Origin of the sequence: Sphingobacterium sp. UBA3519 (genome assembly GCF_002377215.1) — a bacterium.
GTDB classification, from domain to species: Bacteria; Bacteroidota; Bacteroidia; order Sphingobacteriales; family Sphingobacteriaceae; genus Sphingobacterium; species Sphingobacterium multivorum.
Window position 1 is genome coordinate 31,656 of the sequence record NZ_DFPI01000022.1, and the last position, 22,910, is coordinate 54,565.

Here is a 22,910-nt window from a genome sequence, read left to right on the forward strand (position 1 = left end):
GATTACCCTAAAAAATTTTTTTAAAAAATTAATTCATGACCTTTTAACGTGATGTTCAAATTGCCTGATCTTTTTATGAGATCCAAAATCTCAGAAAACGAGCGATCTCTTTTAAGAAAAAGTGTAAAATTTCGATTGGGAACTTTATTGGGATCAAAATGAATCGGATAAATATTAGCGAGATCTGAGAGAATATAGCGCAAGCTTTTATTTTCGTAATACAAATTACCATCTTTCCACGATGTATAATCTTCGGTTATAGCAGTTGTTTTATCAATAGATCCTTGATCATCCAGCATGGCTCTCTCTCCAGGAACAAGAAACTCATTTTTTCCTGATTTCATACTTCTCAAAGCTATACTTCCTTCTGTTAATACAGTCTGCTCGATCTTTTCACGAGACAAAACATTAAACTTAGTACCTAATACAGCTATCCGCTGTTTCCCTGTCAGAACAGTAAATTCCTGTTTAATACCAGCCTGTTGTCTCTTTGCAACCTCAAAAAAGGCTTCCCCTTTTAAACTTAAAATCCGATTTTTTAAAAAATCACCTTTGTAGCTTAGCTCGGAATTGGAATTAAGAAATACTATAGTTCCATCTTTTAACAAAACCTTATACAATCCACCAACCCCAACGCGCAGAACAACATCATCAAATTCGGAGGTTGATGATTCTGTCGGTTCAATAATCAACATATCTTTCTTTTTACTGACTTTGAAAGGTTTGTTTTTATTATTCTCCCATTCAACAAGGGAAATGGGCCTTGACCCTGAAATTGTGATATCTCCAGCTGTAATATCCGCATAAATATGCTCAGATTTTTGGGGGGAGATATTAATGGAACGAGAATAAAAAAAGTATAAGCTAGCAGAACAAATAGATAAAACAAAAAATAGGATAGCCCCATTCAACAAACGCTTTTTACGTTTCTTTCTACTAATCGTTGTTAGAATACGATCAAAAGTCTGTTTTTTTATATCTTCTCTATCGTTAAGGGGCATATGCTTATAATACGGATGAATTTGAAAGATTTTAATTTGTTAATATGACAAAATAACGAAAAGGTGAATATAATTATAAGGCTTTTCGTAATTTATTCAAGACTTTTGATATATGATATTCTACAGATTTGATACTAAGGTTCATTTTTTTGGCGATTTGTTTGTAGGATAAATCATCTTCGCGACTCATGATAAATATTGCTCTTGTTTTGGTAGGAAGTCTCGCTAATAATCCATCAAGCTGATCAGAGAGTTCTTTATATGAAAGCTCATCATGCTCAACAGCTATGTCTAACAACAGGTGTTCCTCTAATTCATTTAACCTACGTAATTTCCCCAGCAGTTTAAAACATCTGTTTTTTGTACAAATGAATAAATAATCTTTTAACGATGATTGGATGTTTAATCTTTTATGACGGGCCCACAACTCAGTAAAGACATCATGTAAAACATCTTGTGCTAGTGATTCTTCCTTCATCAATCGTAAAGCAAAGGTATAGAGGCCATCCCAGTAAAAATTATATACTAAGGAAAATGCTTGCATATCTCCGTCTTTTAGACAGCGCAAAATTTTGTGCTCTATTTGACTTTCCACTTGATTCGATTCCATATCGGTAATTAAATTGTTCTTCAATGGTTAGCAGATGTTTAAGACTAATTGGTTAGATTATGAAAAATGCCAACAATATTATGTATTACATAAATACAATATTAATATTTTTTTATAAATGTATAAAACGATATATAAAATTTTTAAATAAAAAATTAGTCCAAATTTTGCTTTGGACTCGAAATCATAGTATCACGTTGGTATAGTTATATGTTTATTTCATTGAAAGATCTAAAACTGGATAAGAAGCAGCAAAGTTGGGGATCAATCGACACACTAGAGTAGCTGTACTCCCCAGCAGCGATATATTTTGTCTCTACATTATAAAATAAAGCCCATAATATCGTAGGAACACAAACTTGGTTGACTGTAAGAATATCAATTGTTTAAACAAAAAAAATCCACATTAATTCTTAAATTAGAGGATAAACCTATTTCAGCATATTTTAACATCCTCGTGTCTGCCTTGTTATGCTCATTTCCGGAAATGAAAGCCGCACAAGCGTACTTCGCTAAGGATAAAAAAAAACTGCCTCAACAGTTGAGCAGTTTTTTTATAGGGTATTAATCCAACTTTTGATTATTGTGCGAGAAATCATCTACTTGCTTTTCGCCGATGACTACATCACCGCGGATGGATCTTAAGTAGCCTTCAAAAGCGATATTCAATCCTTCAATAATCACTTTATCATGTGCATCAATGTCGCCCAGTATTTTCTTGTCGTCATAGCTATCGCCAACGATTGCCAAAACGCAGTTCGAGCTTTGTTTTGGAAAAAGTCCAACACCTATTATTTCCTCGCCAAATTTCACAAACCAGGTTTCTTCGTGATGGTCGTCCGTCGTGTTTGGTATATGTATGGCCTGGCCGAGGTCCTCACATTTAATCATATCAAAATTCATTGTGCTCTGTTTATGTTACATAGCTAAGACAGCACTAAAAGGAATATTGTTTTTAGAAACTTCGTCACGATTTCGCCTTTTCCGGTGCAAACGCAGGGACTATAAATCGAAGTTCTTCTGAGCTCCGGAAGATGCTTGCTAAATTTCGGCTACCTTGGTAAATAACCCCGGATAATTGACCACTAAACCCAAATGATCTACTTCAAGGTCGGCCTCAAAATCTTTCGGAACATTCTTGTATTGAAAGGTTAACATGTTCGTTTTCGAATAGTTCTGATGAACTGGTTTTATGCCGTCGTTTAGAATATCAAAATAGAGCACTTTGATATCCGTACTCTCACCGACTTCGAGATTCAAACTATTGATCGGAAGTGTATTGGTAAATGGTGTGAGGGAGATATCAATATAATCAATACCCTGAAAATCGATTATAATCGATCCATTTATTTCCCAGTCATTTTTAACTTTATTTCCTTTTATTCTTTTATTAACGCCATTCACTTCATATTCTAAATCAAGACCTTGAACATTCCAATGCTCGTCAATCTTCAAATGATATTTGAGGGTATAGATTTTATCTTCATAATACCCAATAATGTTGGAATCGACCATAAAAAAGCCTCCCTGTTGTGTCAGTTTAAAATATTCGAGGGAATTGTAGATAATGCCCTTCCAAATTAATATTTTCATCTTTAAAATTTATTTATCGCTCATTTTTGCAGAGACTTTAATCAAAATTGTGGCGCATTAAGGCATTTTAAAAAAACTTTTTATTTGGCAAAGTATCAAAGAGCTTTTCAGCAATAACAACATAGCCATTTTCTTTGAAAGATCGCACCAGAATTTCATGAGCCGCGGATCTGGCGTAACTATAATGAGCCGAGTTTTTTATTGCAATTTTTTTTTAAGATTTTATTCAATTCAATTATGTTTTCTTTATATCTTGGATATTTTCGAATATTTCGAACACTATGGTTTTGATTGTTTACTGTACCCACTTCATCAAGCTCAAAAAAGACCTCGTCAATTAAAAGTCCGTTTAAAATACATTTAGAAATATATTCCGCACTTTGCTCAAACTGTGGTACTGTCTTTAAATGGTTATATATAATCTGCTTCGCATGGTCTCTTTGCTCTCTTTCAATTGCTGTCATTGGTAACATAAGCAGAAATAATTGTTCAAACTGTTGAAGTGATAACAGTTCATCCCAAGTTAGAAACCAAGCTTCAAAATGCCCACCTAACTTCCCAAAGTAAATGTCGTTAAGAAAAAATCTAATTTCATGATCTTGAAATTCAATTAAGAAGGTCGTATCTCCATCTAATTTTCCTTCGATAAATTTTGAAACTTCTCCAAAGTCATCTAGCGAAAAAAATCGTTCTTCCCATTCCGCTAATTTTTCTTTGTCAATGCCGATAACTTCTAATGCTTCGTCAATGTTGATCTCGTTTATTTCGTCGTATCCATTGAACCATTTAATATAGCTATACCAAAAGAATGTATTGTCTTTTATGTTGTATTGTCTTTTATGTTGTTTTGTGTAATTTGTCTATTCATATTTAGATACTGTTATTCAAATTCGATACGGCAAGCCAATTTATTTAAGGTACGATTCTAAATGCTATGCTTTTGGTACGGGAGCATTTGCCGCAATTAATTTTTCATGTTTTAATTCTTCCCAAAAATCGGCGGAAATTTTAGTCTTGAAAGATTCCGCATTTTGAATGGCCTGCTTTACGGTATGTGCTCCGGGTATCACTCCTGAAACCTCGTCTGGTGCTGCAGCGAATTGCAATGCAGCTGTCCGCAGGTCTACAGCATGATCGTCAGCCACCCTTTGTAAAGCATTCAACTTTTCTTTAACCCCAGCAGGAAACGTTCCATCATATAGGTAGCGGTCCCTGCCTGACAGAAATCCAGCACACAGTGGTGCGCCTACAACAATCGACAACCCTCTCTCAGCGATCTTTGGGAAAACCTTATTCAAATCGTCATCATGTTTAATCAACGAATATTGGCAGGCTGAAAGAAAAATATCGGGATCTGCCACGTCTAATGTTTGCAAAATTGGTTCGATGGTATTGACACCTAGCCCCCATCCTTTTATTATACCTTCTTCTCTCATTTTAGTCAGCTCGGGCATCGCTCCTTTCGCCGCTTGCTCAAAGTAACTTCCATAGCTGTCTTTCATATCACCATTGTCGGGTGAAAGATCATGAATATATACGATATCTATAGATGATAAGCCCATGCGCTGTAAGCTATCCTCTACGCTTTTTCTCACACCGGCAGCACTGTAATCGTATTGATAACGAAAATTCATTTTACCCTTCCATAACAACTGTTCCATGGTAAAGTCCTCTTTAGGTTCTAAGAGTCGTCCTACTTTAGTGGAAAGGGTAAAGCTGTCGCGTGGCTGATCTTTTAAAAACAAGCCCATTCTGCGTTCGCTGATGCCCAATCCGTACCATGGGGAAGTATCAAATAATCGTATCCCAGCATTCCAAGCTGCTTCTACTGCTTGGAGACATTCTAGATCTGCGTTTTGCTGAAAGCCATTCCCTAATGCCACGCCACCAAACCCGGCTTTATTATTGGAGCGAAAACGTCTGTGTTTGCTTAAATTATCAGGTTTTACCATACTATGTTCTTTAATTGTTCTTACCAAAATATTAGGTGCCGCTGCGCTAAAGATTAAGCCCGATCCTGCAAGGCCTGTTTGCACTATAAATTTTCTTCTTTTCATACGCGGCACCTTATCTAAATTCCCTTGACTGTGCTATTTATTTGCAATGGCCAAATTCAATATGCATATAGCAATCAGGATTCTGCTAAAAAAACCATTCTCAGGCCTGCTTTGTTTTAGAAGATCATCACTATAGCAGATCATCGCTATCGCATGAAGGACGATGGCATACTATTAGTGACCACACCAAGAAATAGATTGGTAGATCCAGCACAATTAAAAAAATTAGAAATAGTTGATCCCCGGCAATACGTTTTAGACCTTTTCCAATAATTGTACTCCCGAATTGACAAAACAGAAATCAAAATTAAGAATTTTTAAAAACGATCTTCTCCCCACTCGTGTCCATCTCTAAAAAGAATTATGGCAAAATCGAATCAAAATCAGCAACAAATGCCAAACGAGCATTTACATGAGTTATTTGTAGACGAATTAAAAGATATTTTAGGCGCGGAGAAACAGCTCTTAAAAGGTTTAAAGAAAATGAGCAAAGCCGCAGAAGACGAACAATTAAAACAAGCATTTGAGGAGCACCACAGCCAAACTGAAGGACAAATCGAGCGGCTTAAAGAAGTATTTGGAGCGTTGGGCATTGCTGCCCGCGGGAAAAAATGTAAAGCTATGGAAGGTCTGCTGGAGGAAGCTGATGAAATCATTGAAAATTTTGAAGGCGATCCAGCACTAGATGCGGCACTCATTTCTGCAGCCCAAAAAGTTGAACATTATGAAATCGCCAGCTATGGTTGCCTTGTCACATTTGCAAAATTAATGAACCATACTGAAGCCGAGCAATTGCTTCAACAAACACTAGATGAGGAAAAGCAAACCGATACATTACTCACAGAAATAGCCGTCTCGTCAGTAAACGAGTCTGCGTCATAAGTTAATAAATGCCCGGTAATCCGGGCATTTATTATACCTGTGCAATCGTCCATTGAGTTATCTTTAGCAAAACACATCCTATCCCTAGCCACAATCAATTTATTTTCTTCAAAGCTTAGTTATTCCTTTCATCAGCCTAATTGAAAAACAGGACAAACACGTTTTCACCGTAGTTGTACCATAAACATCAATTGTTAAAACGATTGTTACCTTGCTTCTCTTCCTATAAGGAGACAAGCACATTATACAGTTAAGAAATTAGCATGATGATAAATCCCGTCACTCCTTGGACAGCAACGGTCCAGGCTGATATAGCAGATTCTACGTCTATTTTTGAAATAGACCTAAAAACATACAGACTCAAAATTCATAATCCAGGCGATTCGATTTGGCTCGTGGTTATCTGGCCAACGGGCGCTAGCATAGCCTTTAGACTGGCCTTTGGGATGAATAGCAGGTTTGAAAAGGTGACGATCTCCGAAGCTCCCGATGAGATCCTTATCACTGCTTCTACTAGGTTAGCCTATTATCGAATCATTGTCTTCTTTCCCGAAAGTCTGCGCGCCACCTTTCGTTATACCACGACCTTGCGAACGAAATTACCGCTTCTTATCCCGTTTTGGCCCCGCGATATTGTTCCCTTGACTAAAGATGGAAATACTGAAAATACAGTGGGAAAAATACATGCCAAACAGGTAGGGTCCCGGTCAGGACAGCTTTATTTTAGTATGACAAAGCCAAAAGCCGGTTCGGTGTTCTATTTTCAGAATCTCACAGCCATGTCTCCCTATTGCCAGGAAACAGAAGTATCACTCCGGGAAACTGTCGGCGGTGAATGGCCAGAACTGGGGTTCCAGTTTCCTGTAAACGCTGAAAAACCATTGCCGGCCAATAAAGAATATATCATTTCGGATGCTTTTGTACAGCTCGATGAAAAGATTCCCGAAAGTGACGTCGAGGTCGTTGAAAGTTACCTCGATTCACTGGCATCAATATACCTCCTCCTTCCTAAGCCTGAAGCCAGCCAACATAATTGGCTGCAGTCGGCTGAAAAGATCCTGGATAATATTTCGAACAACAAAGGTTGCTGGACACAAACAGACGGCAGTCCTTATCTGAATGCTTATGTGGGCGACTACAAAACGCCTGCAGAAATCATGGTGCAGCTTGCCGTCATACTCCCATTGCATGAGTATCTTACCTGGACCGGAGAGCAGCACCCTTTGTTGCAGGAGCTCTCCGATGGACTCACCTCATTTTATGATAAGTCTATAAAGAGTTTAGTCAGGTGGCACCCTTCGTTAAAAGATGACTTGGATCATTCCGAAGAGCAAAAGAGTGAGATGGTAATGGACTCCTGGTATCTACATCACCCCTTGTTAAACCTCGCCAGGCTTGCATTGCGGGGCGACAAGATGGCTGAAAAACTATTTCTGGATTCGATAGATTATGCGATAAAGGTTGCCAAACATTTTGACTATCAATGGCCTGTCTTTTATAAGATGACCACTTTGGAGGTATTAAAAGCCGAAACGACTCCAGGTAAAGGTGGTGAAAAAGACGTCCCGGGATCATATGCACACGTTATGCTCCTGGCCTGGCAGCTGACCAAAGAAAAACGATTTTTTCTGGAAGCAAGCAGAGCACTTAAAAGTTTAGACGGTCTGGCCTTTGATATATTTTATCAGGCCAACAATACGGCATTTGCTGCTGGGGCCTTTTTGGAGATGTATAAGGTGACCGACGATGAGCATTACCTAAAACTAAGCTATTGCTGCCTCGCCGGCATATTTAAAAACTGTCAATTGTGGGAATGCAATTATGGTTACGGCAAAAACTTTCCTTATTTTTTTTCTGTTTTTCCCTTGAAAGATGCCCCCTATACCGCGGCATACGAAGAGCTGGAAGTATTTGCTGCCCTGCATCATTATCTTGAGGTGGCAGCAGGAATGGCTATTCTTCCATCGCTAAAAATATTGATCCCGGAATTTATCAAGTATGCTGCGGGCCGACTCGCCTACTATTACCCTCCGCTACTTCCGACAGAAATGATTGTCGAAAAAACCAAAACGGGTGAAATACAAAAAGATCTATGGATTCCACTTCAAGACATACATGATGGCTGGGAGAAAAGCGGTGAAGTCGGCCAGGAAGTATATGGCGCCGGACTGGCCTTTGGTATCATACCACGACAGTATTTTAAAGTGGCCAATTGGGGTGGAATAGTTTTTATAAATTACCCAATTTCAAACTTTCGAGTCGGCAAAGATTCAGTCACTTTCCGATTGGAGGGCAGTGATCTGCTCCGGGCACAAATGAGGCTTTTAGGCTTTTCCAGAGAAGTATTAACCAAAATAAGCGTAGAACAAAAAGTTAAATCATCATATAAACGTGTGCATTCAAGTCGTACTGGTTTTTACGAATTAGCCGGAGCTGGGATGGTTAGAATAACAAGAAAATAGATGAACAAAAAAGTTGATAGCATATCCGATCAAGATCACCTCCGTCCTCCCAAGAAGTTAATATAGCTGAAATTAACTTCTTGGTAAAAGGACTTTATCGAACCAAGGAATAAGCATCAACGATTTCCATTTTCCATTCATCTATCGTTTCTGCTGCTGCACGGTCGGCACGGTCAAAGAATAAATGGCACTTCACATCGAAGCCACAATAGGTATAGATACCTCTGTCGGAGGTCAGTATCAGCGCCCTATCCATTCCTATTTCCTGATATTCAGCCTTTGATTTTCCATGTGAATTGATAATGTAGGCGGTCTTACCGGCCAACAGTCCTTTTTGTACTCCGTTATCGTACCTATAGGCAAATCCGTAGCTGAATACCCTATCGATATATCCTTTCATCATAGCCGGCATACCTGTCCACCATATCGGATAAATAAAGGTAACAGCTTCAGCCCAGGAAATATGTTGCTGTTCCTTTCTAATTGCTTCGCTTACGATGCCCCTGCGTTGTCCGTCCATATCTTCAAGGGACAGCACAGGGTCGAAATTAAGCTGATACAGATCCCTGACTACAACTTCGTTCTTTTGTTGCAGGAGTGTTTCTTCAATTGTTTGCTTGAATAAATGATTTAAACTTGCCGTATTTGGATGGGCATAAATAATAAGATGTTTCATTTTTTTTGTTTTAAGTAATTGAATAAAACAAAAATAGCCTGAAAGTAAACGGAAAAATTGTAAGAAAACGAAAAGGCTATTCTCCTGAAGCCCGGCAGATATCTTGCTGAAATCGAACAAAATTTCTTGGGGAAAGATTGATAAAATGCTTAAAATCCCGGATAAGCTGGCTTTGGTCGTAATATCCACATTCAGCTATAATTTCAAACCAGTCCACTTTTTTCGATGATAAAAGAACATGTTGTATCAGTTCAATTGCTTTTACAAAACGCTGGTATCTACTAAGCTCTTTGGAGCTATAGCCAAAATGCTTTTTTTGCGTCAATTGCACATTTCTTTCAGTTTGCCCGGTTTCTTCGGCAATGGTCTTGACTGGATTGCGTGTACTGTCTTTAAAATTAGCCAATAAAGCCGCGGTGCTGTGCTGTGATTTTAAGTAAGTCTGCAAAAATCGAGAATGCAGTTTACTCGGTCTGATACACTTGTCATACCGTTCAACTGATGCCACAGGTAGCTAAAACAATTTTCACTTATAACTTCATCTGGGTTTATTGGCAAATGCTGTGAAAGAAATGCCTTTCCAAAAAAACGATAAAATGCATCGCCCTTGAAATTAACCACTAAAATTTGTGATCCGGGGAGAAGTGTATATTCAAAGGCAGATTTTAAGGGACCTAGTACGATGCATTTGTCCACCTCGATTTCATTTTTGGCATCAGAAACCAATCGGACTATTGTACCAAAGTTGAACACCATAATAGTCTGAAAAGACGGCAACAATGTTTTCGTTAGGGCAGTTGCTGAATTGTTCTCTGCAAAATAAAAATGAGAAAACACCGTTTCAAATTCGCTTGCAATGGAAAGCCTGTAACTACGGTATGTCTGTTCGTCTGCTTTCATGATTTGTGGCATCCATATTAAAACTGTTGATCTTTTGCTACTGCTATTTTGGTGTTTCTCCTCTAATCTACGAACAAATTCAACATGATCAATTAAATCAATCATTTCCGAAGTTCAAACCTAATCTTGCTTCAAAAAGATCTTTATTTCTGTTCCATGCCCAGGCTCACTTATTAAGTCGATCTTTCCACCAGCTTGTGTCACAATCGTATTGACCAAATATAGACCTACGCCAGATCCATCGACCATTTTGGTTGCGCGTTTAAATTTCTCAAAAATCGTCTGCTGCACTTCTGGCCCCATGCCTATCCCATTATCCTTTACAGAAATAACGACATAGCCATCTTCCTTGAAAGATTGCACTAGAATTTCTGGAGACTGTGACTCTGGTGTATATTTAATCGCATTATTCATCAGATTATAGAGCACACTACGCAGCTTACGTCGTACAAAAGTAAATTCCGAAACTTTTAAATCCTGTCGGATGATTGCATCGGTTTCTATCAGCTGCGGTGCTAAACTCAACCGCACGTCCTCTAGAATATTTGGAAGATCGATCAGTTCAGTTGATGCCTGATACTTCTGCTTTTCCCAACGACTTTCGGTCAGATCATCTATTATTTTTTTTATTTCTACCAAACTTTTCTCATGATTTTGCATTAAGGGCAAGAATTTCGCTGAATTTTTATCCTTAAATTCCTTCATTAACCCAAATGTTAGTTTAAGTACCAATAATGGATTTTTAATATCATGGGCTATTGTATCGAGCAGCAACTCATGTTCTAGAACAAGCCGTTCTTGTTCTTTAAGATCCTTTACTCTTGGCGTAATATCTACAAATGTAATAATGACTCCATTCGTCCGGTTCTCATTACGGACATGATAAGGGAGTATATTCATCTGGTACCACTTTAAATCTGTAGTCTGTATTTCTTTCTCCAAGATTTTACCTGTCGCTATCACCGTGTTTATATTACTGATAAAGGTCGGAAATCTAAAATTTTCTCTTATATCCTCTAGCGGCATTCCTATGAATTCAGATTTAAGATCAAACTGCTTCATTGCTGGTGGAGTGAACTTTCTTAAAATTAAGTTAGCATCAACGAATAACTGCGGGATAATGGTATTGCTAAAATAGTTTTCCAGGTCTTCGTTGAGTTGAGTTAAGTCACTAATTTTCTTGTTTTTATTCATTAAATACCCTATATATTATGAATAAAAACAAGAAAAAAACAGATATTGTTTTGCGGTATTAAAGCTCAAAACCGTAATTTGGGTCCATCTAAAAATTTTTAAATTCATTTTAAACAGCAATAGGGCTGAATTGATTACTGACATCAATCGTTACAGGATTGCTACAAAATAGAAAGCTTGGTAAGGGCTGAAATATCATTTCTTATACCAGATACTATCTCCTACTTAAAGCAACTTGCTGCACAATCCATTAGGTATTAAAAAATTCAATCTTGGGCATACATTTCACACTCTTTTGCCAACGGTGAAATTAATCCATTTATTGCCTGATGGACTTGGAGAATATTCAAATAAATTTGGAGAGGAATTATGGGCAGCCTGTTGCATTTTTCTATATTTGAAGTAAATGGAACTCTTATCTTATCTACTTAGAAACATAAAATTGAACAGCGCCGAATGTGATGCTATCGGCAGAGCCTTTAGTAAACAAATATTTGCGAAAGGTACTGTACTGGCACATCCTGACAATCACCACCAAAATGTTTATTTTATTGAAAAAGGATTATTACGCGCTTTTTATAATTTAGATGGAAAGGATATCACTCATTATTTTTTCGACGAGAATAATTTCCTGATATCTTTTGAAAGTTTTTTTTTGACCGCCCCCACCCCTATGGTAAACAGGTATTGGAAGAAGCTTGTTTGCGTGCTATCCCCTATAGCAAACTCGACGAACTCTGTAATAGCATCCCTGCTTTTAAGAACTTCCGGCTGCAGGTATCGCTGCAAGTGATTAGTATGCTATCCGAAAAAACTCTTGCATTACAATTTCAAACTGCCGAGCAACGCTATAAAAATATGCTCGACAAATTTCCTGGCATATTGCTAAGAGCCTCCTTGGGACATATTGCCTCCTATCTGGGTATTACCCAACAAACACTAAGCGTGATACGCGCGTGCAGGTAGTCGATTTCATTTTTAAGATATATTAAAAACACTGCAGATTATTTTAATTTGCTTTGCAGTATGAAATCATTACATATGAAAAAAATACTGTCATCCCTTGTCATCATCTTCATGGCAATAATGAGTGTTGCTCAATCCTCCAATGATAATTTTTGCAGGTAAATGGAAAACCGAGGAAGGCTTCATTATCACCATCACTTACAGCAACGGAAAATTTTCTGGTCTTGATCCCAAAGGACGTCCAACCCTCTACAATGTGCGTTTTGAAAAAAATGAATGGAAGGGGACTGTGGAAAACCATGATACTGGCCAAAAAGGCAATTGCGAAATGTACCTGCAGGGAAAAAAGTTGAAAATTGTGGCCCATAAAGGCATCTTTTCAAAAACTTTTTACTGGGTAAAACAATAAGCAAAAAAATTAATTAAGGTATTTTTAATTCAAAGTGAGAGTCGATAAAGTAAATCCATTACAAACATGGATTTACTTTCCAAAAAATCAAGCAGCGGATTTCTGAGCTTATTTGAGCTGTCCAAATGCATCCACTTTATAGATTGGATTTTAGGGGCATACTTTGAAACTTTTTGAAAAAGTAAAGAACCCACAAAAACTGAGTGTATCCGTACACTGCATCTTCAACCGGAATCGTAAGTACCCTAATCCCCATAAATTCCATTGGATTGTAATTGACAATAGGGGACTCCAATCCTGTTCCGGTAAGTATGCCGTTGACAGGTAAAAAGCCCAGCATCAGCAAAGTGAAGACTAAAGAGGCCTGCGTAATCCATTGTATCCGAAATACAAAGTGAAAAAGCACCAATGTCACCATAGTCACAGCAGCGGTAACTACGGTATAGATTCTGTCAGCATATCGAAGGGCAACAACAGCACATATAATGAAACTTACAAAGACAACAACATTATTAAAAGCCGATAGCGATTGTAATCTAAAAAATTTATCGATGCAGAAATAGGTAAAAATACATGAAAAAGGGATGAAGATAAAGAATAGCCATTCTTCCAATGGTAGTCCTGCTATAGCCAGTCCCAAGGTATATCTTGTGTCAAACCACCACACTCCCTTACTGGTAAACCAGACATCCCAAGCTATAAAAAATACAGCAACAAGCGCTGATGCCTTTAAAAATGGGATGAACTCACGATCGAATCGAAGCCGCTTGTCGAAGGATGCGACAAAACAGATTATGACCGTAAAAAATAAGATAAGCGAATAAGTATATTGCATCATATTTTTTCATTGTTAGTATACATTTTAAAGTATTTCATTGGAACATATAAAAAGCCAAAACACTCGCCCTCCTCTTTGCCTAAATGTTTATGGTGTTGTTTATGGGCGCGACGAAGCGCTAAAAAGTAAGGGTTATTCGTTTTACTCAACCATTTGAAACGTTGATGGATAAATATATCATGCACAAAGAAATATGCCATACCATAGAGCATAATTCCCAATCCAATATAAAACAGATAATTGTACGCCTTTAACGACCCAAAATACATCAACGCGATCGTGGGAAGGGCAAAAATGATAAAAAAGTAATCATTCTTTTCCAGAAACCCCACATTGCTGTGATCATGGTGATCGCGATGTAATATCCAGAGAAAGCCGTGCATAATGTATTTATGGATAAGCCAGGTGGCGCCCTCCATAGCAATAAAAGTGACCAATACTGTAATAAAATTCATAACTCTATTTTATAAGTAAGCAGCTTTGTAACGTAGATAACTTTTAAAAGCAACGTAGGCTTTTTGTGCATTAGGTATCCTAATCCTGCTTTCCAAAATTTCTTTGGAGGATTTTTTCCGAATCTTCGCAAATAGTGAAAGATAATATTTATAAGCCAGATAAACGCCAAATTTTGCCGATGCAGGCAATTTTTTGATTCCCAAAAGCGCTTCCTTAAATTCGCTGTGTATCTCATCCTCAATCTGGCTTTTGAGTGCATTGTCAAACACCGCCATATCCAGGTTTGGAAAATAGGTACGTCCAAGCACCTGATAATCTTCCTTGAGGTCACGCAAGAAGTTTATTTTTTGAAATGCAGAACCCAGTTTCATGGCGTAAGGTTTTAACTCCTCATAGCGCTGTCTATTACCTTCTGTAAAAACCTGTAAACACATCAGCCCCACCACTTCAGCCGAACCATAAATATATTCTTTATAACGTTCGGAATTATAGTCGACCTTATTCAGATCCATTTCCATGCTATGCAGAAATTGTCGGATCAGCTCGATGTCGATAGCATACTTATGCACCGTCTCCTGAAAAGACTGTAATATCGGATTTAATGAGATACCTTCCTCTAAAGCACAGTTAGTCTCGAGGTATAACCGCGCCAAAAGTCGCTGCTTATCATAACCATGAAAACTATCGACTATTTCATCAGCCAACCTTACGTAGCCATAGATTGCATAAATACTAGCCCTAATGCTTGGCTTGAGGGCCAATATACCAAGCGAGAAACTTGTACTATACTTTTCAGTTGTTTTTTTGCTTACTTCATAAGCGAGTTCATCAAATAGCTTTTTCATGGTCTTATGTTTTACGATATAATTCAATGGCTTCTTTGGCAACAATTTTCCCCGATAAGATGGATGGAGGTACTCCGGGACCAGGAACTGTCAGCTGACCTGAATAAAAAAGATTATGGACTTTCTTATTTCTAATCTTGGGTTTCCATACCGCTGTCTGTTTTAATGTATTTGCTAGCCCATAAGCATTTCCAGCGTAAGCATTGTAATCGCTGATAAAGTCGCTTACGCAGTAACTTCTCTTGTATGTAATCTGCTCGTATAGGTTTTTTGTACCAGTATGCTTTTCCAAACGCTCTAACATCTTAATTAGGTATTTTTCACGTGTTTCATCATCGTCTGAGATAGCTGTCGCCAACGGCATCAACAAGAAGAGGTTCTCACTGCCTGGGGGAGCCACATGAGGATCCGTTTTGGATGGACAACATACATAGAACAGTGGATTTTGGGGCCATTTTTTTTCACCATATATACAGTCAATATGATCGTCCAACGGATGCTCAAAGAACAGTGTATGGTGTGTTAGATTTGGAATGGACGATTTCATCCCCAGATAATATATCAAACTCGAAGGGGCAAAGGTCCTACTCTTCCAATAATCTTCATCATAGTTTCTCAAATCCTTGGTAAGTAGTGTTTCGATATGATGATAATCAGCGGATGCAACCACAAGATCAAATGCGTAATCTACGCCATTAACACCTAATGAAGTGATCTTATTCTTTTCAATTTTTAATGTATCAACATTATGATCGAAATGAAAAGTGACACCTTGCCTCTCCGCTACTTGCTGCATCGCCAGTACTAATTGAAAAAAACCTCCTTTCGGATAATGAGTGCCAAGTGCGTAACCGCCGTAGTTCATCAGGCTATATAATGCCGGAATATCCTTGGGTGAGGCGCCCAGAAATATGACCGGAAATTCCATTAATGTCCGCAATCGTTGGTCCTTAAAATATTTGGCAACATAGGATCGGAAATTGGAAAGCAAATCTAGCTTAAAAGCGCTAAGTGCAATCTTTGGAGAGAGAAATTCGCCCCAATTGTGACAGGGTTTATTGACGAAATCCCGCATCCCCACTTCATACTTAAATTTTGCAGCTTCCATAAATCGATCTAACTGCGTACCAGCCCCAGGTTCGATCTGTTCAAATAATAGTTTTAATTGCTGATAGGATTCCGGAACACGAACTTGTCCGGAGCCAAATATCATTTCAAATTGAGGATTGAGCGATACAAGCTCAAAAAAATCAGCTGTGCTGCATCCAAAATCCGAAAAAAAGGACTCAATGATATCGGGCATCCAGTACCAGCTCGGTCCCATATCAAATTTAAATCCTTCTTTCGTACTGAATTGTCTCGCCCTTCCACCGGGCTGCGTATGTTTCTCAAAAACATGCACATCGTACCCTGCTTTAGCAAGATACGCTGCCGCTGAAAGACCCGAAAAACCTGCGCCAATAACGGCTACCTTCTTTTTCATTTGTTTTTTTAGCTAAACTACTTGGGCAATTCCCAATACTTATTGGCACCGCAACTAGTAATGTACACATCCTATTGATTTTTGTCATTTCTATCGCATCCCGATGTGGATTATAACTTCACTTGCTCCAGCAATTTTTCCGGTGCAATATTTCTATCATAGATTAATTGATGAAATTTGCTCAGTTTATCCAATAAACTTATCAATGTTATTTTTTCGTGGTAGGTCAAATCGCCTGAAACAATCTGCGTCGCATGACGTATTTTTCCCATTTGCCGGTCCAATGCCGACAAGCCATTTTCCGTGATGTACAGCAACTTACTGCGGCGGTCCAGTTTTGAATCGTGTTGACGTATCCAACCTTGTTTGATCAAACGGTTTATAATGGCCATGCCGGCTGGTTTTTCATGAATATTCCTTCTGATCAATTCCATTTTTGTCATCTCACCAAAGGACCGTAGTGTAATAAGATAGATAAACTCCTCTTGTGTGGAAAAATCAGATTCCCAAATAGCAGCCTTTGAATAACTTTTTGCGAACCTATTCATATGCACTATTAACGTGCTGATGACACTTTCCGGACTACGCCCATTTTCCTTACCGTCCCAATTGGGTTCTTCGAGAACATCGGTTGCCTTTGTTACTATCCAACGTTTAAATCCATTTGCGTCAGTGCTATAGATTCCGTCTACGTTTTCCTGTTCAAACTCTTCAACTAATCCAATGATTTCTTTTAAAAGCTGATATTTCATACACTTTATTTAGAACATAAATATACCATATTTGTTTTAATTATTTTAAAAATAATATTTTTTAGAATAAAAATAAACCAACATCATAGCCTTAATAGTGGCAAACTGTAACCCATCGAGGATAGAGACTTGCTTTAACTATAACAAGACCAAGGTTCTAAAGTTATGTTCGTTTTTATTATTACACGTGCAACATTTTTTCCGTGAGCTCGACTAACCTATAGTCACTAACTGCAAACAATTGTCATCAAGCTTTGCACAAGAACCTTAAATACATGAAAGAGTTAAAAAAAATTGCCCTAGTTCTCCCATACCTGTTGTTTTTCGCTATATCTCATGCTTCGTCTAACACGACGATCATTTCATTCATCGATTCAACCTTTACTGTTACGGGAAAAGTAGTTGATTCTATTACTAACGAACCTGTTCATTTAGTTTCCATATCCTTACTGGATCATCAAAGTGGCAGCAATCCTGTCAGAACAGTGGTGACAAATGAAAGTGGGGACTTCCAATTGACCCATAGTCAGCGTTCATTTTACCTAAAAATCAATCATATGGGCTTTCAGTTTCAGATAAAAAGAATTGTAATACCCAACGGGAGCAATATAGATATGGGTACTATAAAGCTTCATAAGATTGACAATAAGCTTGAGGAGGTTGCAGTTTCTTCCAGAAAACCTCCCCTAGAACTTATTACCGGTGGGTATAGATTTAATGCGGAAAACAATATACTAGGCAATAGTACAAATATAGCAGAACTGCTCAAGCAGGTTCCGGGATTAACAGTTGATGAAATGGAAGGCAAATTACAATTGCTTGGAAAAGGAGCTACTGTATTGATCAATGGTCGGAAAGTCAATTTGGGTGGTCAAGATTTATTTAACTACCTGAAATCTCTACCGAGCAATGAGGTCTCGTCCGTTAACGTGCTTACAAGTCCGGGTGCGGCATATGATTCCGCCGGAGATGGAGGTGTGCTCGATATCAGACTTAAGAAAAATTCCAATTTGGGCTTCTTTGGGTCGGCAATTACAAGTGTTTCCACCCTTTGGGGGACGGACCAATCGCTCAATTTAAATCTTAAAAAAAGTAAGTTTGAAATTTCAGTGGGCTATAATTTTTCATATAGTGAAAACCCTACATAAACGAAACGATCTAATAAAAAACTATTACTTACCCGATTCTAGTTATCTCTATAGACAAGAACAGGCCAGCCAAAGATCCCAAAGAACACATTCCATGAAAACCAATACACTTTATAATATTGATTCGACGAGCACACTCTCTTTTAATTATTGGTACGCCAGCTTTTATGGCAAATTTCCTAATGAAAGAGACGCTACGATCTATAATCGGGAAGATCAATTTCAAAGGCAGCTTAAACAGCAGGACTTCATGTTTTTGGACAATAATTTTCATATCGCCGACTTCATTTATGATAAAGATTTTAAAACGAAAAGCAAGCTTTCGATCGGTATGAATTACGCGAAATACTCGAATGAGAATAACACTTCATTCTGGAGAAAGGCATATGATTTTTCTAACACGGAAATAAATTCCTCAGAAAATGATAGCAGAAATTTTATTACTTCCAGACCATATGAAATCTGGACATTCAATACAGATTACAAAACAAACATTGGAAAGGGTATTGATCTAAAATTCGGTGCAAAATATGCCCGTGCAAATACAGAAAGCTTCTTTAAGAATCTAGCCACAGATGGAATTATCGATGCAGGAGAATTAAATAATGAATATAAGGTTTAATATAACGAAAATATACTTGCAGCCTATTCTTCTCTGAATGGTAAATTGAAACACTTCTCCTTCGATTTAGGCTTGCGATTAGAATCATTCGACTATAAATTACGAGCCGTTTCAACTGACGAACAAATTAAAAACAACTATCTTAATTTATTTCCGAACTTTAATATACGTTATGATTTCGAAGACCTTAAAAACAGCATTGCTTTATCAGGGAACAGAAGAATCGAACGTCCCGGGTATAGTATGCTCAATCCTTTTGCGGTGAACAATAATCCTATCTATTTCACCAATGGTAACACGCATTTGAAGCCATATTTTGCGAATAGGCTAGATCTGCAATATTCACATAAGTGGAATAGCAACCATTCACTGATATTTTCTTTATATGGAAACTCCTCGAAGAATATGTTTACATATATCTCCAGATATAATGAGGAAGTTGGGAGTCCAGAGTTTAACTATTATAATGATTACAATCTAAATCAAATTGGAGGTTATGTCATGTCGCAAAACAAGTTTGGAAGCAGCGTGAATGTCAGTACATATTTATCAGCACAACGCCCAACTTTCAGATCGAACAATACAGAAGATATTTTGTTACCTGGGATTGTCAACTTTAGTGGGTCGATCAATACTTTCATCTATATTCTGCCAAAGACTACTGTTCAAATACTCGGCTTTTATGCATCGAAAAGAAATAGTTTTCAAATGCAATATGGCGCAACGGGATATATCACGACGGGTTTACAGCAAAAAGTGCTTCAGGACAAGTTAAATATATCCCTCACGATTGAGGATATTTTCAACTTACAAAAAGGACCTATTTCCAGTTTAGGCAATGTGATTAGCATTGAAACAGTGAATAAATTGAAGTCACGCTATGCAAAATTGAGTTTCAGCTACAATTTTGGAAAAACCTTTTCAGCAAAACAGACCAAAAAGCTCGAAAAGGATTCGAGGATAGATTAACCCATCAATACTTTGATCATCACAGATGATTCGTGGAGGCATAGCGCTGGATATAATTGAGTTTAGAAAATAGTTTAAATACAGATAGACATTAAAATACCGCGAATTTAAAACGATTCACCACGAATTGGAATTCCCTTGAAAATTTGAGGAAAGTTATTCTAATTTAGTCCTATAAATACATAGAAGAAAAAGTGAATTATGAATGAGACTATCATAGAATTTGATAATAAAAAGCGCCTGAAATTAGCGCTGTTTGGTTTGCTGATGACGATAGCGGCTTTGGCATTTGCCTACTATATCTTCTTTGTCGCCGAAAAAATAAGAATTTTCCCTGGGTCACTGATGTTGACCTTAGGAGGCTTAGGGTGTTATTGTCTGATTGGTGGTATAAAGGCCCTATTTAATAAAAATCGAACCGGCCTCCTATTAAACGCAGATGGTATTCGATATAACGGTACACCAGTAGGAATAAAGGTTGGGACAGTAAAATGGACTGCGATTCAATCCGTCTCAACAGGGATGGCCCATGGTGTCCATTTTGTTTTTTTGAAGCTACACAATCCCGAAAATTATATACAGCAGTTCGCTCCACAAGTACAACAACATCTGCTCGAAAATGGAATAGCCATTTCATCCGATCAGTTGTCGCTTGACTTCAATGAGCTCAAAAACCTCATTGAATCATATTATCAGCGGTATCAGCAATAGTAAAAAGAAAAAGATTAGATCCCCCAAAATCGTTCAAAACCTGTACAAATCAATTGAATGAGTTGTTCGCCTAATATTTTTCATTGATCTTTTAAACAAAGTAAGTTAGGACGTCTAAACAAAACCCTGCGTCAAAATCCCTCCTACCTTTGTCTTAACAAAATCAAATTTTTAAAAATGAAAGCAAACAATTATCAAGGGGCATTACAGAAACCAATCGGTTCTGGCTTCACAGCAAAATCTACTTCCGAGGACGTCATTAAAGGAATTGATCTAAGCAATAAAATCGCAATTGTAACGGGAGGTAATACGGGAATCGGACTTGAAACTACCAAAACGCTCGCTTCTGCCGGTGCAACTGTTATCGTTCTTGCAAGAAACGTTGAAAAAGCAAAAGTAAATTTAGCAGGTATAGTAAATATCGAAATCGAAGAAGTGGATATGATTGAACCATCTTCTATTGACAGATTTGCTAGAAAATTCATTTTATCAGGCAGACCACTTCATTTACTAATCAACAATGCCGGTATTATGTGGGTCCCTTTGCAGCGTGACCAACGTGGAATTGAATCGCAACTAGCGACAAATTATTTAGGGCAATTTCATCTTACAGCTAGACTGTGGCCCGCATTAAAACAGGCGGGTGCTGCACGAGTTGTCAATGTATCTTCTCTTGGACACCATAATTCTTCCTTCAATTTTGAAGATCCAAATTTTGAAAATCGCGAATATGAAACTCTTCAGGCTTATGGTCAATCAAAAACGGCAAGCAATCTTTTCACTTTAGAGCTAGATAACCGAGCCAAAGATTTTAATATAAGGGCGTATTCTTTACATCCCGGCTCGATCGGAGGTACAGAATTGGGGCGGGATGCAGACCCGGAACAATGGAGGAAGTTAGGATTTTTAGATGAAAATGGAAATATACACCCAGCGATGATGGCTGCATTGAAGACCATTCCACAAGGTGCTGCGACTACGGTTTTTGCAGCGACCAGTCCGTTATTAGATGAAATAGGCGGTGTATATCTGGAAGATAACGATATCGCAGAGTTGCTACCAACAGATCCTTTAATCCCAACCCATACAAAACTGCATCAGAACGGTGTCCAACAATATTCATTGGATAAAGATTCAGCAAAACGCCTTTGGCACCTTAGTGAAGAAATGATCGGAGTAAAGTTCAATATAGACTAATATCCAAACGGCTTACGATAAAAGATTTAGCTATTAATTTTTTATATTTATGTCATCACAATGCCTTTAAAGCCGAACAGAAAATTCGAATCATGGAGTATAAAGCAAAATATATAACAGATGATATTAAGCTATCCTGTTATGAGGATAAGTTTTTCAAATCGGATATCAGTTTCGAGTGCCATATGTTAATCTGGTTTATTTCCGGCGAAACAAAAATTGTACAAGCCGATGCTACTTACGTGTTTAAAAAAGGTGATATTTTTCTAATTCCAAGAAATCAGTTAGCAACAATTATCAACTACCCAAAAGATGGACAGCCTCACAAAACGGTCGTGATGCACTTAACGAGTGAGAAGCTAAAAAATTTCTATGCAAATCTGACCATAGAGCCTTCTGCTCGAAAATCGGAAAAGATATACAGCTTTAACAATCATCCTTTACTGGAAAGCTGTCTTTCCTCATTGATTCCTGATTTTGAACTACAGAAACTGCCCGAGAACATTGCCTCCCTGAAAATCACGGAAGCAATCAGTATCCTCCGGGCGATAGATAAAGAAATAGATCCTATTTTGGCTAACTTTGAAGAACCCGGCAAAATTGACCTGGCAGGCTATATGGAAAAGAACTTTATGTTCAATTTATCGCTGGAAAAATTCGGTTATCTGACAGGACGAAGTTTCACCACCTTCAAAAGGGATTTTAGCAAGATTTTCAACCTCACACCGCAGCGATGGTTAACAAAAAAACGATTGGAGCTAGCACACTATCAATTTGTTGAAAAAAGAATGAAACCAATCGAAGTTTGTTACGCGGTAGGATTCGAAAATCTTTCACATTTCTCCTATGCGTTTAAAAAGCATTTTGGTTACACGCCTACCGATCTGCTAGCATCGGGACTTTGAAAAAATGTTGAATAGGTCTAATAGCGAATTTCATTCCGGATACATATTAAGCATTTGAAAACGTTGAATACAAATCATAGCGAGCGCAAGCTTATCTCAAAGGCCACCTATCATCGTGCAGACTGAAAACTCATATATATCAGCTAGCACAGATGAATCCAACTCTTATACGTCTAATGGGAGCAGCTTATAATACCTTCGAATCAATTCTATTTTATGAATTTTATTCCAGTT

Annotated in this window: 23 protein-coding genes and 1 pseudogene; 9 read left to right on the top strand and 15 right to left on the bottom strand. The window is 37.8% G+C overall.

All coding sequences use genetic code 11. From position 1 onward, the window contains the following. Positions 1–20: 20 nt before the first annotated feature. The 6 genes from B3297_RS11165 to B3297_RS11190 all read right to left on the bottom strand — a co-directional run bounded on the left by B3297_RS11165 (position 21) and on the right by B3297_RS11190 (position 5,261). On the bottom strand, positions 21–911 hold the full coding sequence (locus B3297_RS11165; RefSeq protein WP_167450485.1) for a FecR family protein: 891 nt from the start codon (positions 909–911) through the stop codon (positions 21–23). Between the two features lie 163 nt (positions 912–1,074). After that, positions 1,075–1,611: an RNA polymerase sigma-70 factor gene (locus B3297_RS11170; protein ID WP_070566790.1), complete on the bottom strand. Its 537-nt coding sequence runs from the start codon at positions 1,609–1,611 to the stop codon at positions 1,075–1,077. A gap of 564 nt (positions 1,612–2,175) precedes the next feature. After that, positions 2,176–2,514: a hypothetical protein gene (locus tag B3297_RS11175; RefSeq protein ID WP_070566791.1), complete on the bottom strand. Its 339-nt coding sequence runs from the start codon at positions 2,512–2,514 to the stop codon at positions 2,176–2,178. Between the two features lie 138 nt (positions 2,515–2,652). Further along, positions 2,653–3,204, bottom strand: a complete 552-nt coding sequence (locus tag B3297_RS11180; RefSeq protein WP_070566793.1) for a putative glycolipid-binding domain-containing protein — start codon at positions 3,202–3,204, stop codon at positions 2,653–2,655. A 179-nt stretch (positions 3,205–3,383) separates the two neighbouring features. Continuing rightward, a complete protein-coding gene (locus B3297_RS11185; RefSeq protein ID WP_083295987.1) occupies positions 3,384–4,028 on the bottom strand; it encodes an Imm19 family immunity protein in 645 nt (214 codons plus the stop codon). A gap of 108 nt (positions 4,029–4,136) precedes the next feature. After that, a complete protein-coding gene (locus tag B3297_RS11190; protein WP_070566797.1) occupies positions 4,137–5,261 on the bottom strand; it encodes an aldo/keto reductase in 1,125 nt (374 codons plus the stop codon). A gap of 363 nt (positions 5,262–5,624) precedes the next feature. On the opposite strand from B3297_RS11190, the gene B3297_RS11195 reads away from it, so the two are divergent. Beyond that, positions 5,625–6,143: a ferritin-like domain-containing protein gene (locus tag B3297_RS11195; RefSeq protein ID WP_112375903.1), complete on the top strand. Its 519-nt coding sequence runs from the start codon at positions 5,625–5,627 to the stop codon at positions 6,141–6,143. Positions 6,144–6,406: 263 nt separating this feature from the next. Next, positions 6,407–8,605 carry a hypothetical protein gene (locus tag B3297_RS11200; protein ID WP_217493540.1) on the top strand — a complete coding sequence of 733 codons (2,199 nt, stop codon included), beginning with the start codon at positions 6,407–6,409 and terminating at the stop codon, positions 8,603–8,605. Positions 8,606–8,699: 94 nt separating this feature from the next. On the opposite strand, the gene B3297_RS11205 is transcribed toward B3297_RS11200, so the two are convergent. From B3297_RS11205 to B3297_RS11220, 4 genes are all read right to left on the bottom strand, one after another. Then, positions 8,700–9,281 (bottom strand): NAD(P)H-dependent oxidoreductase, encoded by a 582-nt coding sequence (locus B3297_RS11205; RefSeq protein WP_070566799.1) that lies wholly within the window; start codon positions 9,279–9,281, stop codon positions 8,700–8,702. Between the two features lie 76 nt (positions 9,282–9,357). Continuing rightward, complete coding sequence (locus B3297_RS11210; protein ID WP_217493541.1) at positions 9,358–9,729, bottom strand: helix-turn-helix domain-containing protein; 372 nt, start codon at positions 9,727–9,729, stop codon at positions 9,358–9,360. Beyond that, positions 9,714–10,286 carry a hypothetical protein gene (locus B3297_RS11215; protein WP_217493542.1) on the bottom strand — a complete coding sequence of 191 codons (573 nt, stop codon included), beginning with the start codon at positions 10,284–10,286 and terminating at the stop codon, positions 9,714–9,716. The genes B3297_RS11210 and B3297_RS11215 overlap by 16 nt, the downstream gene beginning before the upstream one ends. Positions 10,287–10,301: 15 nt before the next feature. Further along, positions 10,302–11,375: an ATP-binding protein gene (locus B3297_RS11220; RefSeq protein WP_070566801.1), complete on the bottom strand. Its 1,074-nt coding sequence runs from the start codon at positions 11,373–11,375 to the stop codon at positions 10,302–10,304. Positions 11,376–12,062: 687 nt separating this feature from the next. Here B3297_RS11220 and B3297_RS11225 point away from each other — a divergent pair. Beyond that, complete coding sequence (locus tag B3297_RS11225; protein ID WP_139145012.1) at positions 12,063–12,341, top strand: Crp/Fnr family transcriptional regulator; 279 nt, start codon at positions 12,063–12,065, stop codon at positions 12,339–12,341. 142 nt (positions 12,342–12,483) lie between these two features. Beyond that, positions 12,484–12,750, top strand: a complete 267-nt coding sequence (locus tag B3297_RS11230; protein WP_139145013.1) for a hypothetical protein — start codon at positions 12,484–12,486, stop codon at positions 12,748–12,750. Positions 12,751–12,886: 136 nt separating this feature from the next. Here the strand turns inward: B3297_RS11230 and B3297_RS11235 are convergent, their stop codons facing one another. The 5 genes from B3297_RS11235 to B3297_RS11255 all read right to left on the bottom strand — a co-directional run bounded on the left by B3297_RS11235 (position 12,887) and on the right by B3297_RS11255 (position 17,124). Next, on the bottom strand, positions 12,887–13,588 hold the full coding sequence (locus B3297_RS11235) for a lycopene cyclase domain-containing protein (RefSeq protein ID WP_070566807.1): 702 nt from the start codon (positions 13,586–13,588) through the stop codon (positions 12,887–12,889). After that, positions 13,585–14,043, bottom strand: coding sequence for a sterol desaturase family protein (locus B3297_RS11240; RefSeq protein ID WP_070566810.1), 459 nt, complete (start codon positions 14,041–14,043; stop codon positions 13,585–13,587). The genes B3297_RS11235 and B3297_RS11240 overlap by 4 nt, the downstream gene beginning before the upstream one ends. Before the next feature lie 9 nt (positions 14,044–14,052). Next, entirely contained in the window at positions 14,053–14,889 is an 837-nt protein-coding gene (locus B3297_RS11245) for a phytoene/squalene synthase family protein (RefSeq protein ID WP_070567139.1), read from the bottom strand. Positions 14,890–14,893: 4 nt separating this feature from the next. Then, positions 14,894–16,372, bottom strand: coding sequence for a phytoene desaturase family protein (locus B3297_RS11250; protein WP_286778920.1), 1,479 nt, complete (start codon positions 16,370–16,372; stop codon positions 14,894–14,896). Positions 16,373–16,482: 110 nt separating this feature from the next. Then, the gene (locus tag B3297_RS11255) at positions 16,483–17,124 is read right to left on the bottom strand and encodes a MarR family winged helix-turn-helix transcriptional regulator (protein ID WP_070566814.1); all 642 of its coding nucleotides are present in this window, start codon (positions 17,122–17,124) and stop codon (positions 16,483–16,485) included. A gap of 275 nt (positions 17,125–17,399) precedes the next feature. Between B3297_RS11255 and B3297_RS11260 the strand changes: the two genes are divergently transcribed. The 5 genes and pseudogenes from B3297_RS11260 to B3297_RS11280 all read left to right on the top strand — a co-directional run bounded on the left by B3297_RS11260 (position 17,400) and on the right by B3297_RS11280 (position 22,676). Further along, positions 17,400–18,272, top strand: coding sequence for a carboxypeptidase-like regulatory domain-containing protein (locus B3297_RS11260; protein WP_070566816.1), 873 nt, complete (start codon positions 17,400–17,402; stop codon positions 18,270–18,272). A gap of 250 nt (positions 18,273–18,522) precedes the next feature. Beyond that, a pseudogene (locus B3297_RS11265) lies at positions 18,523–19,863 on the top strand (outer membrane beta-barrel family protein). Positions 19,864–20,064: 201 nt separating this feature from the next. Then, positions 20,065–20,574 carry an STM3941 family protein gene (locus B3297_RS11270; protein WP_070566822.1) on the top strand — a complete coding sequence of 170 codons (510 nt, stop codon included), beginning with the start codon at positions 20,065–20,067 and terminating at the stop codon, positions 20,572–20,574. Positions 20,575–20,751: 177 nt separating this feature from the next. Further along, positions 20,752–21,771 carry an SDR family NAD(P)-dependent oxidoreductase gene (locus B3297_RS11275; protein ID WP_070566824.1) on the top strand — a complete coding sequence of 340 codons (1,020 nt, stop codon included), beginning with the start codon at positions 20,752–20,754 and terminating at the stop codon, positions 21,769–21,771. Positions 21,772–21,863: 92 nt separating this feature from the next. Beyond that, the gene (locus tag B3297_RS11280; RefSeq protein ID WP_070566826.1) at positions 21,864–22,676 is read left to right on the top strand and encodes a helix-turn-helix domain-containing protein; all 813 of its coding nucleotides are present in this window, start codon (positions 21,864–21,866) and stop codon (positions 22,674–22,676) included. Positions 22,677–22,910 lie beyond the last annotated feature (234 nt).

What these genes read in the sequence shown, in the direction of transcription:
- B3297_RS11255 (WP_070566814.1), bottom strand. Translation starts at nt 17,124, where the DNA reads ATGAAATATCAGCTTTTAAAAGAAATCATTGGATTAGTTGAAGAGTTT.
- B3297_RS11230 (WP_139145013.1), top strand. Translation starts at nt 12,484, where the DNA reads ATGATAATTTTTGCAGGTAAATGGAAAACCGAGGAAGGCTTCATTATC.
- B3297_RS11260 (WP_070566816.1), top strand. Translation starts at nt 17,400, where the DNA reads ATGAAAGAGTTAAAAAAAATTGCCCTAGTTCTCCCATACCTGTTGTTT.
- B3297_RS11280 (WP_070566826.1), top strand. Translation starts at nt 21,864, where the DNA reads ATGGAGTATAAAGCAAAATATATAACAGATGATATTAAGCTATCCTGT.
- B3297_RS11270 (WP_070566822.1), top strand. Translation starts at nt 20,065, where the DNA reads ATGAATGAGACTATCATAGAATTTGATAATAAAAAGCGCCTGAAATTA.
- B3297_RS11180 (WP_070566793.1), bottom strand. Translation starts at nt 3,204, where the DNA reads ATGAAAATATTAATTTGGAAGGGCATTATCTACAATTCCCTCGAATAT.
- B3297_RS11220 (WP_070566801.1), bottom strand. Translation starts at nt 11,375, where the DNA reads ATGAATAAAAACAAGAAAATTAGTGACTTAACTCAACTCAACGAAGAC.
- B3297_RS11205 (WP_070566799.1), bottom strand. Translation starts at nt 9,281, where the DNA reads ATGAAACATCTTATTATTTATGCCCATCCAAATACGGCAAGTTTAAAT.
- B3297_RS11190 (WP_070566797.1), bottom strand. Translation starts at nt 5,261, where the DNA reads ATGAAAAGAAGAAAATTTATAGTGCAAACAGGCCTTGCAGGATCGGGC.
- B3297_RS11235 (WP_070566807.1), bottom strand. Translation starts at nt 13,588, where the DNA reads ATGATGCAATATACTTATTCGCTTATCTTATTTTTTACGGTCATAATC.
- B3297_RS11275 (WP_070566824.1), top strand. Translation starts at nt 20,752, where the DNA reads ATGAAAGCAAACAATTATCAAGGGGCATTACAGAAACCAATCGGTTCT.
- B3297_RS11240 (WP_070566810.1), bottom strand. Translation starts at nt 14,043, where the DNA reads ATGAATTTTATTACAGTATTGGTCACTTTTATTGCTATGGAGGGCGCC.
- B3297_RS11170 (WP_070566790.1), bottom strand. Translation starts at nt 1,611, where the DNA reads ATGGAATCGAATCAAGTGGAAAGTCAAATAGAGCACAAAATTTTGCGC.
- B3297_RS11250 (WP_286778920.1), bottom strand. Translation starts at nt 16,372, where the DNA reads ATGAAAAAGAAGGTAGCCGTTATTGGCGCAGGTTTTTCGGGTCTTTCA.
- B3297_RS11245 (WP_070567139.1), bottom strand. Translation starts at nt 14,889, where the DNA reads ATGAAAAAGCTATTTGATGAACTCGCTTATGAAGTAAGCAAAAAAACA.
- B3297_RS11200 (WP_217493540.1), top strand. Translation starts at nt 6,407, where the DNA reads ATGATGATAAATCCCGTCACTCCTTGGACAGCAACGGTCCAGGCTGAT.
- B3297_RS11175 (WP_070566791.1), bottom strand. Translation starts at nt 2,514, where the DNA reads ATGAATTTTGATATGATTAAATGTGAGGACCTCGGCCAGGCCATACAT.
- B3297_RS11195 (WP_112375903.1), top strand. Translation starts at nt 5,625, where the DNA reads ATGGCAAAATCGAATCAAAATCAGCAACAAATGCCAAACGAGCATTTA.
- B3297_RS11215 (WP_217493542.1), bottom strand. Translation starts at nt 10,286, where the DNA reads ATGATTGATTTAATTGATCATGTTGAATTTGTTCGTAGATTAGAGGAG.